This is a genomic window from Carboxylicivirga fragile (assembly GCF_050589805.1).
In the GTDB taxonomy this organism is placed as follows: Bacteria; Bacteroidota; Bacteroidia; order Bacteroidales; family Marinilabiliaceae; genus Carboxylicivirga; species Carboxylicivirga fragile.
Genome location: NZ_JBNGOY010000081.1, coordinates 1 through 11,127, shown reverse-complemented (window position 1 = coordinate 11,127; position 11,127 = coordinate 1). Strand labels below are relative to the sequence as shown.

The 11,127-nt window shown below is 35.9% G+C and carries 9 protein-coding genes and 1 rRNA gene; 2 read left to right on the top strand and 8 right to left on the bottom strand.

Annotated elements, in window-relative coordinates; genetic code table 11:
- The first annotated feature begins 231 nt into the window (after positions 1-231).
- Positions 232-741, top strand: a complete 510-nt coding sequence (locus tag ACRD7B_RS21940) for a bifunctional adenosylcobinamide kinase/adenosylcobinamide-phosphate guanylyltransferase (protein WP_430826813.1) — start codon at positions 232-234, stop codon at positions 739-741.
- A gap of 110 nt (positions 742-851) precedes the next feature.
- Here the strand turns inward: ACRD7B_RS21940 and ACRD7B_RS21935 are convergent, their stop codons facing one another.
- Both ACRD7B_RS21935 and ACRD7B_RS21930 read right to left on the bottom strand, forming a co-directional pair.
- Positions 852-2,237, bottom strand: a complete 1,386-nt coding sequence (locus ACRD7B_RS21935; protein ID WP_430826812.1) for a SusD/RagB family nutrient-binding outer membrane lipoprotein — start codon at positions 2,235-2,237, stop codon at positions 852-854.
- An 11-nt stretch (positions 2,238-2,248) separates the two neighbouring features.
- Positions 2,249-5,479 carry a SusC/RagA family TonB-linked outer membrane protein gene (locus ACRD7B_RS21930; RefSeq protein ID WP_430826811.1) on the bottom strand — a complete coding sequence of 1,077 codons (3,231 nt, stop codon included), beginning with the start codon at positions 5,477-5,479 and terminating at the stop codon, positions 2,249-2,251.
- A 551-nt stretch (positions 5,480-6,030) separates the two neighbouring features.
- Here ACRD7B_RS21930 and ACRD7B_RS21925 point away from each other — a divergent pair.
- On the top strand, positions 6,031-6,171 hold the full coding sequence (locus tag ACRD7B_RS21925; protein WP_430826810.1) for a hypothetical protein: 141 nt from the start codon (positions 6,031-6,033) through the stop codon (positions 6,169-6,171).
- 215 nt (positions 6,172-6,386) lie between these two features.
- Here ACRD7B_RS21925 and ACRD7B_RS21920 read toward each other — a convergent pair whose 3' ends face one another.
- From ACRD7B_RS21920 to rrf, 6 genes are all read right to left on the bottom strand, one after another.
- Positions 6,387-7,646: a sodium ion-translocating decarboxylase subunit beta gene (locus ACRD7B_RS21920; protein ID WP_430826809.1), complete on the bottom strand. Its 1,260-nt coding sequence runs from the start codon at positions 7,644-7,646 to the stop codon at positions 6,387-6,389.
- Positions 7,647-7,705: 59 nt separating this feature from the next.
- Positions 7,706-8,134 (bottom strand): biotin/lipoyl-containing protein, encoded by a 429-nt coding sequence (locus ACRD7B_RS21915; protein ID WP_430826808.1) that lies wholly within the window; start codon positions 8,132-8,134, stop codon positions 7,706-7,708.
- Positions 8,135-8,139: 5 nt separating this feature from the next.
- On the bottom strand, positions 8,140-8,496 hold the full coding sequence (locus ACRD7B_RS21910) for an OadG family protein (protein ID WP_430826807.1): 357 nt from the start codon (positions 8,494-8,496) through the stop codon (positions 8,140-8,142).
- Between the two features lie 11 nt (positions 8,497-8,507).
- Positions 8,508-10,067, bottom strand: a complete 1,560-nt coding sequence (locus tag ACRD7B_RS21905; protein WP_430826806.1) for an acyl-CoA carboxylase subunit beta — start codon at positions 10,065-10,067, stop codon at positions 8,508-8,510.
- A 29-nt stretch (positions 10,068-10,096) separates the two neighbouring features.
- Positions 10,097-10,507, bottom strand: a complete 411-nt coding sequence (mce, locus tag ACRD7B_RS21900) for a methylmalonyl-CoA epimerase (RefSeq protein WP_430826805.1) — start codon at positions 10,505-10,507, stop codon at positions 10,097-10,099.
- 536 nt (positions 10,508-11,043) lie between these two features.
- Positions 11,044-11,127: ribosomal RNA gene (gene rrf, locus ACRD7B_RS21895) — 5S ribosomal RNA — on the bottom strand; the annotation flags it as partial.

The window sequence follows — 11,127 nt, the reverse complement described above, 5'->3', positions numbered from 1 at the left end:
GTGTACTTTGTGGTAAAATTAACCACTAAGTAGCGCAAAGGACAACACGAAGGAACACGAAGTAGGAAAATATTTCTTTGTGATTCTTTGTGAAAGAAACTTTGTGATCTTTGTGGTAGAAATTAACCACCAAGTAGCGCAAAGGACAACACGAAGGAACACAATGTAGAAAAATATTCTTTAAGGACTATGTGAAAAAAACTTTACGTTCCTTTGTGGTAAATAATAAATATGTCAAAAATAATCTTTATAACAGGCGGACAACGTTCAGGTAAAAGTTCATATGCACAAAAATTAGCATTAGAGCTAAGTGACAATCCTATATATTTAGCTACTTCACGCATATGGGATGATGTGCATCATAAACGTATTAAACGCCATCAGGACGATCGTGGCTCGCAATGGGAAAATATTGAGGAAGAGAAGTACCTCTCAAAACATGCCTTAAACGGCCGAGTTGTGCTAATAGATTGTATTACATTATGGCTCACCAACTTCTTTTTTGATAATAACAGTAATGTTGACTTATCATTAGAGGAAGCAAAGGTAGAATTCGAAAAACTACTACAATTTGATGCGACTTTTATAATTGTAAGCAACGAAATAGGCCTAGGTGGTACTTCTGATAATGAAATCCAACGAAAATTTACCGATCTACAGGGCTGGATGAATCAGCACATTGCCTCTAAAGCAAATGAAGTTACTTTAATGGTTTCGGGACAACCATTGAAGGTTAAGTAACAAGATGGTATAAAAAACAGAAGGGGCGCTCCTCAGCACCCCTTCCTCACACAACTAAACCTTTAATCTACGTCCCACCACAGCTTAAAAGTTAGTAAGTTCAATATTATTTATACACCTGGATATACTCCAGAATTTGCTTCTGTTTTTACAAAAATATTCTCAACCTTAGGTGTATTACCATTAGAATCAATTTCAGATTGTGGATACACAAAACGCTGAGGTAATTCACTCTGACCAGTCTTTAATGGAATATTTAAATAATTACCTGTTCTTCTGATATCATCAAAAGCACCAATCTGACCATACATCGACATGTATTTCTCAGTTAAAATTTCCGTCAATAAAGCCGCGTCATCAGCAAAATCACCAGCAACATAAGCAGGATAATCGGACTCTTCACCATAACGGTCTCTCCAATATGTACGTACATTATTTAAAGCAGTTAATGCCGCACCAGCGTCAGAATTTGCAATCAATTCTGTTTCCGCAATAATTAACTGCATCTCATAATAAGTGACAACTGGGAATGGAGAGCCAGCATCAAAAATACCACCAGTCCATGCATAAGGGTATAAGCTACCATCAGCAGTCCACCAGTCAATGTAATAATGATCCATACGTGGGTCATTACGCGATGTCAAAACACTAGGTAAGTAAGCATCACTGGCATCCATGTAACCGTCACGGTTCCAAGCACAAAAGTCAAAATAAATATTCTGAGCTCCACTAATATTATTTGGATACGAATCACCTGGATGGTAAGCCATCCAGTCACCAGAAGCCGAAGCTATACCCATTTTAGCATAAGCATTAGCATTGGCATAATCCCCTACGATTAAATAAAATTTAGCCTTTAAAGAATAAGCAACTTCCTTCCACATCAATGCATCTCTATATGCAGGATCAATAGCTTCATAAACCTTACCTAAATTAGGATTTTCTTTTGATAGTTCATAAGTTAAATCTCCAACTTTTGTTATAGCTACATCAAGCAAATCTTGTAAAGCAATATAAACATCTAATTGCTTATCAAATTTTGGTTGTGGATACATTTCCTTATTCCCCGCTTCAGTAAATGGAATATCGCCCCATACAGAAGCTGCTGTACCAGCCAAACTTGCTTCAACAATCATTGCAACTCCTTCAAGTTCCACTTCTTTAATAGCAATAGCTTTATCACGAATCAATCGACACTGACCAATACCGTCGGCATAAGTTGTACCCCAAATATTATCAAAATCACCAGCGGTCACATTGTAACTATTAAACGAAATATACTGACGATCCGCTCCAGTAAATTGATTTGTAAAAATATTTGCCATTCGTGCTAACTCACCCTCAACTACGAGAGTATTTGCAAGCATCGGTCCATTTATCATTAAATCGGGCGAAGAATCCGCAAAGTTATTCGGATCCACTTCTTCTAGTTCAACTTTGTTGCAAGCGTTTAGCATCAACAGAGCCGTAATGAACAATATATAATACTTTTTCATATTTTAACTCTTTAGAAACCAATATTAATTTTTACCATATACGATTGTGTACTTGGATTGGTAAAATAATCCAAACCACGACCATTAGACACTCCAGTAAGGTTTGTCTCAGGATCAACTCCAAACTCATCAGCAAAATCAGACCATAAAGCCAAGTTACGTCCAATTAAACTTACATTTACATTTTGTAATTTTAATGGAGAAATAATGCTCTTAGGTAAACTATAAGTCATTGATATCTCGCGTAAACGAATGTAAGAAGCATCATGAATAAAGTCTTCGGATACAGATCCAAATCCACCACCTAAACCAGTGTACCATGCCTGATCAAGAAGTACATCGCCTCCGCCAAAATTATGAACATTACCACGCACAGTTGAACCTGCAGCAATAGTCTCGCCCCAATAGTTTTGCATATCAGCTCCTAAAGTAACTTCATTAGCCGTACGAGGAGAAATACCAAAGTGACGTAATACTGCTTCAGAACCAGCCCACATATCACCACCTTGCGATGTTTCAAATAATACATTTAAGGATAAACCTTTAAAAGATAAAGTAGTACCTAAACCAGCTCTAAAATCAGGGTTTGGATCACCAATTACACCTTCTTCTAAAGCTTGCTGAGGGAAACCATTTTCATCCAAGTCTAATTTACCATCAGCAGTACGTGCCCATTTTCCTCCCCAAAGAGTTCCAAGTGCATGCCCTTCTACCGCTCTGGATGAAGTTCCTGTAAATCCATTCAAGAAAATTGATTTTACCCCTTTAAGATCATCTACCATATTTTTGTTCTTTGAGAAATTAAATAGAACATCCCATTTAAAATCACCATTACGAACAAGCGTACCCGTAAGATCTAGTTCTATACCTTTATTTGATAAGGTTGCTGCATTCTCAAATCTACTTGTATATCCGGTAGAAGCAGGTACATCAACTGCAAAAATAGCACCTACGGTTTCGTTTTGGTAATAAGTAAAACTAAGGTTTAAATAGTCATTTAAGAACCTCATATCCGTACCTATTTCAAATTCTGTTTTCTTTTCAGGTTCAATATTTGGGTTTCCTTCAACAGTTGAACGCTGTAAACCACCACTATATTGAGATGCATCCAAAGTTGCTCCCCAACCAGATCCCACTGAACCAGGAACATAATCAGTACGCGAAACATATAATGGAGGCTCAACACCCACAGTACCAATCGAAGCTCTTAATTTACCAAAAGTAAGAATGGAATTTGATTCCATAGCTTTACTAAATTGCCAAGCTCCTGAAATAGATGGATACACAATCGCATCCTTAAAGGCATTAGATTTCTCAGTTCTAACCGTTGCATCCAAAATTAATTGATCCCACAACTCCAAGTTAGCCACTAAATAACCAGCAAATGTTCTTTGTTCTTCTTCAAATTTCGAAGGTGTTTTTAAATTATCCGATGCATTATCAAAATCATAAATCTGATCTAATGTATTGATAAAGTTTGACATTGAACCACCCAAATAATTATAATTACGAGTATTGTATTGGGTTCCTAATATCCATGAGAAATTTGTCTCTCCTAAATTATGAACCGTTCTGACAAATGCTTCTAAAGTACTTTCTCTTTCAATTAAATACTCTTCTTCAAAATAACCAGATGAGAAATCTGCGGCTGAATTAACAGGGAAGAAAGTATGACGCTTATCATTAGATAAATCAAGTCCATATCTTGCTGTTAACTTTGAAGAGGTATTTAAACCTTCTAGAAGATCAATCTGTACTTCAGGATTCAACATCAAACGCTGAACGGTAGATGTATTAACTTGCTCATTAATTGTCCACCCCGGGTTATTATAAGTAGGAGGACGATCACCTAAATAACGACGATACGAGCGATGTGCATTATAACTAGGTTTGCCATCTGCGCCATAATAAGTACCCTTATAATGGGTATTGTCAAAGTCAGGCGAAGTACGTAAATAACCTAAATATAAACCATTTAAGTTGGATCCCTGCTGAACACGATCACTAGTAATACCAGAATAAAAGGTATTTAACTTAAAACGCACATTATCAGTAGGGTTTGAAGTATAATTAATTCTTAAGGTAGTTCTTTTATAATCCGAGTTACCATTAATTACACCCTGCTGATCCCAGTTAGATAAACTAATGAAAGAAGAACTTCTGTCATTGTTTAAAGTTACACTACCACCAATTTCACTAGTAAATCCTGTTCGGAATACTTGATCTCTATTAGCGTCATTATAAACGTTAGTAGAACGCTTTTCCGTTATAGGGTAATATTTTGCTCCACCAACAGATTCAAAGTAGCCACCACTAGTATCAACTAAATCATCACCACCAGCACGTTCACTAATTTTGTCACCCCAGCTTTCACCACGGTTAGCTTCAAAACTACCATATCTACCTTGACCATAAATACCTTGTTTCTTAAACTCTGTACTTACTTTATCCCAAGAGAAATTTGCAAAAACATTCACATTAATCTTTTTTGCACTTCCACTTTTTCCAGCTTTTGTTGTAATTACTATTACACCATTGGCAGCACGAGTACCCCAAACTGCAGCAGCCGCTGCTCCTTTAAGTACATCAACTGATTCAATATCATTAGGGTTTAAGTCATTCATACGTGATTGCTGAACAACACCATCGATATCTCCACCACGAGATGAATTAATCATAGGCACACCATCCACAACAACTAAAGGCTGAATACTACCTGTAATCGAGTTTTGTCCACGAATTTGAATGTAAGCACCAGCACCTGGGTCACCTGTATTTTTCACAATAGATAAACCAGATGTTTTACCAGCCAAACCTTGAATAACTCCAGATTCACCAGTATTTGCAAGGGCATCAGACTTAATCGTCGATGTGGCACTTGCCATCTTATCCTTACTTACTTCAAGTCCTAAGGCTGTAACAACAACCTCACCAACACCAATGGCTTCTGAAACCATCGATACATTAATTACGGACTCTCCACCAATTGCAATATCCTCCGTTGTCATTCCAACAAAAGAAAACAATAAATTAGTGGCATCTTCAGGAACACTTAATGAGTAAGTACCATCGACACGTGTAATGGTACCAATTGTTGTTCCTTTAACTACAACAGATACACCAGGTATGGGTTCTCCGTCTTCACTACCAGTTATAGTACCAGTAATGGTCTTCGTTTGTGCTAACAATGCATTCATCCCCACAAAGACAAACAGGGACAAGATTAATGCTAATCTGCGCATAAAACTAAAGGTTTAAATTAATAATAGTGATAAAGAATAATTAAACTAACATGCATCTTTACTCATAGACATACCTCTGACGAAAGGTAATACCAAAAGAATAACATGTTTAAAAAAGGTATATGGTTCAGTTTTGAACCAACAAGGTCAAGTGAGTAGAATTACTCCTTGATTCATTTTTTGGCGATTTCTTTTTTTCATTGATTAAAGGTTTAAATTAATAATGGCGATAAAGGTGTGTGTTTTGTTGTTGTAATTTCTTAACAAATGTCAAATTTAATTTGGCGATTAACATGTGCAAAAATAACAAAATATCAATTTATAACAATAAGCTAATTAAAAACGATGATCTATAAATAATCTATCTAAATTACAATGACCCTCGTTATTTTGTATCTTTATACATATACAAATATATAAAATTACCGTAGCCAACCAAAAAAAGTATCATTTTTTGTTAATTTTTATTAAAACTCCATCACTAACTATAATACCAGTTTGATAATTGTGTGCATGAATAATCATTTTATACGTTTGTAAAAAACAAAAATATGAGTAGCTTGATATGTCTTTGTAAAGGCATTAGGGAGAATCAGATTAAAGAAGCCATTACCATCAGTAATGCATTTAGTTTGGAGTTGGTTCAATTATACCAATTGTATTCCAAAATGATTGATAAATCATTTTGCTAATTACAATGGTTAATGCCGATACAAAAGCACAGATTGATTTTCCCCGATAATTATCGGGGTCGTTTTAGTTTGTAAGCGGTATTGCATACCGGAGCAGCCTCTAATTGTGGTCGATGCATTCCATTAATCGATGAAATCATTGAGAAAAGTATAGAGCTAAAAAAAGCAGCCTCAAATAATGAGGCTGCTTAAATATATCAAGTTGTTAATCTTTTTTATAACAAGAAAGATAATAAAATACCCGCTGCTACAGCAGAACCAATTACACCAGATACATTAGGTGCCATTGCATGCATTAACAAGTGGTTATTTGGATCATTCTTTAAACCTTCGTGCTGAACTACACGTGCTGAATCGGGAACAGCCGATACACCAGCGGCACCAATCAAAGGATTAATTTTCTTATCTCCTTTTAAGAAAACATTCATTAAACGAGCAAATAACAATCCACCAGCAGTTGCAACCATAAACGATACAGCCCCTAAGCCGAATATCTTAAGTGAGTCTGTTGTTAAAAAGTAATCAGCTTGCGTTGAAGCACCAACTGTAATACCTAATAAGATCGTTACAATATTAATCATTGAATTACGAGCGGTATCAGCCAAGCGTTCAGTTACGCCAGATTCTTTTAATAAATTACCAAAGAATAACATACCTAATAAAGGTAAGGCCGATGGCGAAATGAACGTCGTTAATAAAAGTCCAATAATAGGGAACATTATTTTCTCAGTCTTTGAAACTGCACGTGGAGGTTTCATCTTAATCAAACGTTCTCTCTTAGGAATGATCAAACGCATAATTGGCGGTTGAATCACCGGCACCAAAGCCATGTATGAATAAGCTGCAATCGCAATTGCTCCCATCAGAGTTGGGGCCAATTTTGATGACAAGAAAATCGCTGTAGGTCCATCTGCTCCACCAATGATGCCAATAGCACCAGCTTCTTGAGGCGTAAAACCTAAGGCCGAAGCTCCAAAGAAGGTAGCAAAAATACCAACCTGAGCAGCAGCTCCTAATATCATTAACTTTGGATTTGATATCAACGATGAGAAATCAGTCATTGCTCCAATACCCAGGAAGATTAATGGTGGGTAAACCCCTTGTTGAACACCAAAATATAGATAATTAAGTACTGAACCTTCTTCATAAAGGCCAATTTGATAACCTTCTGCAAACGGGATATTACCTAAAATTACACCAGTCCCAATCGGAACTAATAATAAAGGTTCATAATCGTACTTAATAGCTAAGAAGATAAAAAACAAACCAACAGCAATCATTATTAGATTACTAGGTGATTGCATCAAGTTATAAAAGCCTGTAAACTTCCAAAAAGTATCCAAACCATTATTAGCGTTATTAAGAAATTGGTCTACAACTCCGGCTTCAGCGGCGTGTGCCTCAAATCCCCCTCCAATAAACTGAAGACTTAAAAGAACAGAGAAAACACCAAATAGAGTGATAATTCGTTTCATAAAATAATTTTATTTAGGAATCGCTTTAGTTTTCAACGATTAGAAAACCAAAACTCTATTTATTCCATTTCAATTAAAAGATCATTTTGAAGAACGGAGTCACCAACTGCAACTTTAATTGAAGTGATAGTTCCTTCTTTTTCCGCCAGAACATTATTCTCCATTTTCATGGCTTCCATTATAAGTAAATTATCACCCTTCTTAATAGCATCACCTTCTTTTACTAATATTTTAAAGATACTGCCTGGAAGTGGAGCGTTCACCTTAATAACACCACTTGCACCGGATTGCTTAGTGATAAATCCTTCACCCGGCTTACGCTGCACTTCTTTACGAACTAATCGAGGTGTTTTAGCCTTCTTTACATCCTGATGTATTTCAACATCATATTGTGTTCCGTTCACTTCCAACTGAGCTATATTTTCCTCAATATCTTTAAGGTGAACATCGTATTTATTACCTCTTATGGTAAAACTAAATTTCTTCATGTCTGTTATCTAGGGAAATTAACATTATTAAAACCATACACTTTTGAACTCCACGGAGAATAACGACGTTTCACTTCTTTTATAGTGATTACATTACTCTCCTCATCATGTAATTCATTGAAATACATTGATAGAGCCATAGCAATTGCAGCATTTGTTTCTCCTGAGATGATTAAATCCTCATTCTTAATTGTACCTTTCTCAACACCACGTTTCTTTCTTAAAATACGTTTAGTATCCCAATTAAGAATTTTTGGAATGGTATTAAAAACGGCTATTAAAAAAACCAAAGCTACGAATACAATGAACCATCCCAAGATAGTAATGGTCCATGTCATTGAATCAACAATTAATAAATTCATATCCTTTAGTTTTACAATGGAATGTTTGAATGTTTCTTAGGAGGATTTGATACCTTCTTTGTCTGCAAATTCTGGAATGCACGAATAACACGGAAACGGGTGTTACGTGGTTCAATTACATCATCGATATAACCATAAGACGCCGCTTGATACGGATTAGCAAATGCTTCTTCATATTCAGCTATCTTTTTCTCAGCGTATTCAGCTTTTGCTTCGTCAGTATCTAACTTAGAGATAGCACGACCTTCAAGTACTTCAATTGCTCCCTTAGCACCCATAACAGCAATCTCTGCCATTGGCCAAGCATAATTAAAGTCACCACGTAATTGTTTACATGACATTACATCGTGAGCACCGCCATAGGATTTTCTGATAGTTACAGTTACCTTAGGTACAGTGGCTTCACCATAAGCGAACATTAATTTAGCACCATGCGTAATGATACCAGCATACTCCTGACCTGAACCAGGTAAGAAACCAGGAACGTCAACCAAAGTAAGAATTGGAATATTAAACGCATCACACATACGTACAAAACGAGCCGCTTTACGGGATGCATCACAATCAAGAACACCAGCTAAGAAATTTGGCTGATTAGCCACAACACCAACCGATTGTCCATCTAAGCGACAAAAACCAGTAATAATATTTTTAGCGTAATTGCGGTGTACTTCAAGAAATTCACCTTCATCAGCAACTGAGAAGATTACTTCCTTCATGTCGTAAGGTAAATTCGGATTATCAGGAACAATTGTATTTAATTGATCATCCAAACGATCAATAGGATCGTTACATTCTATAGCAGGCGCTTCTTCCATATTGTTTTGAGGCAAATATGAAATAAGCTTACGAATCAATAACAAACCTTCCTCTTCGTTTTCAACTTTGAAATGAGAAACACCAGATTTTGAAGCATGTACATCAGCACCACCTAAATCAGCTACTGAAATATCTTCACCTGTAACTGTTTTCACTACTTTAGGTCCAGTAACAAACATGTATGACGTATCTTCCGTCATCATAACAAAGTCGGTTAATGCAGGTGAATATACAGCACCACCCGCACATGGGCCAAAAATAGCCGAAATCTGAGGTACAACACCTGAAGCCAAGATATTACGTTCAAATATTTCAGCATAACCAGCCAAAGATGTCACACCTTCTTGTATACGAGCACCACCTGAATCGTTGATTCCGATAACGGGAGCACCAACTTTCATAGCCATGTCCATTACCTTGCATATTTTTTGAGCCATTGTTTCAGACAATGAACCTCCAAAAACAGTAAAATCTTGTGCATAAACATAAACTACACGACCATCAATAGTACCATGACCTGTTATAACACCATCTCCAAGAAACTTGTTCTTTTCCATACCAAAGTTGGTACAACGGTGCGTCACAAACATATCCAATTCCTCGAAAGAACCTTCGTCCAATAACATCTCGATTCTTTCACGAGCTGTCATTTTTCCTTGAGCATGTTGTTTTTCAATACGCTTTTCACCTCCGCCAAGCTTAGCCTCATTGCGAAGATCAATTAATTTTTTTACTTTATCCTGAGTTGACATATATTAAGTATAATTAGTCAGAAATCTTATTAGTTATTAGGATCTTCACACAATTCTGTCAAAACACCGAAAGTTGATTTTGGATGTAAGAATCCAATCTTCAAACCTTCAGCTCCATTGCGAGGAGTCTTATCAATAACACGAACACCTTTTTCTTCAGCAAATGATAACTTTTCGGCTAAGTTTTCAACTGCAAATGCCATGTGGTGTATGCCTTCACCTTTTTTCTCAAGAAACTTACCAATTGGTCCTTCTGAATCGGTTGACTCTAATAATTCAATTTTTGTCTGACCAACTTTAAAAAACGCAGTTTTTACTTTTTGATCTGCAACTTCTTCAATTGCATAACATTCCAATCCAAAAACATTTTCGTAAAAAGGAATAGCTTCTTTTAAATCTTTAACAGCAATACCAATGTGCTCAATATGCGTAGGCTTCATATTTAGTAATTTATTGTTTAATGTAAATAGATGCCGCAAAAGTAGAAACTATACAGACTATTTCCACATAATTTCATTCAAAAAAAGATTGTTATACAACATATAATTAGAATTTATTAACGTTAGCTTTCAATAGCTTAACATTACTTTCTAAAGGAACAATACATTGGTAAACAATTGTGTGTTTGAAACATACACAATTTTAAAGAAAGACTAATTGAATTTGACGTCAACTTTCAATCCATAACTAAATATGAGAAAATTTAGTTGCCAGATAGTGATTTAGCTTACAAAATGAAAGCCTAAGGATTAATTTTATTTCGAAATAACAATCCTCATGATAAGTATCATTTTCAAATCAGAACTTATGACACATTATAATTGCAAAATTGATAATTAAATAATTTTTAACAAAAAAAAACGATCTTGCCTCCAACAATGGTATGCTTTAAAAAAAGCCATACTCACAATACTTCAAGAAGAAACCCTTTTAAACGCAAAAAAGCCTTCAGAGTTATCTGAAGGCTTTTCTTAAAAAAAGGCGGTGACCTACTCTCCCACTTCTACGCAGTACCATCGGCGCTATCAGGCTTAACTTCTCTGTTCGGAATGGGAAGAGG

Coding starts and splice junctions, on each gene's coding strand:
- ACRD7B_RS21920 (WP_430826809.1), bottom strand. CDS start 7,646: ATGAAACGAATTATCACTCTATTTGGTGTTTTCTCTGTTCTTTTAAGT.
- mce (WP_430826805.1), bottom strand. CDS start 10,507: ATGAAGCCTACGCATATTGAGCACATTGGTATTGCTGTTAAAGATTTA.
- ACRD7B_RS21915 (WP_430826808.1), bottom strand. CDS start 8,134: ATGAAGAAATTTAGTTTTACCATAAGAGGTAATAAATACGATGTTCAC.
- ACRD7B_RS21935 (WP_430826812.1), bottom strand. CDS start 2,237: ATGAAAAAGTATTATATATTGTTCATTACGGCTCTGTTGATGCTAAAC.
- ACRD7B_RS21910 (WP_430826807.1), bottom strand. CDS start 8,496: ATGAATTTATTAATTGTTGATTCAATGACATGGACCATTACTATCTTG.
- ACRD7B_RS21905 (WP_430826806.1), bottom strand. CDS start 10,067: ATGTCAACTCAGGATAAAGTAAAAAAATTAATTGATCTTCGCAATGAG.
- ACRD7B_RS21940 (WP_430826813.1), top strand. CDS start 232: ATGTCAAAAATAATCTTTATAACAGGCGGACAACGTTCAGGTAAAAGT.
- ACRD7B_RS21925 (WP_430826810.1), top strand. CDS start 6,031: ATGAGTAGCTTGATATGTCTTTGTAAAGGCATTAGGGAGAATCAGATT.
- ACRD7B_RS21930 (WP_430826811.1), bottom strand. CDS start 5,479: ATGCGCAGATTAGCATTAATCTTGTCCCTGTTTGTCTTTGTGGGGATG.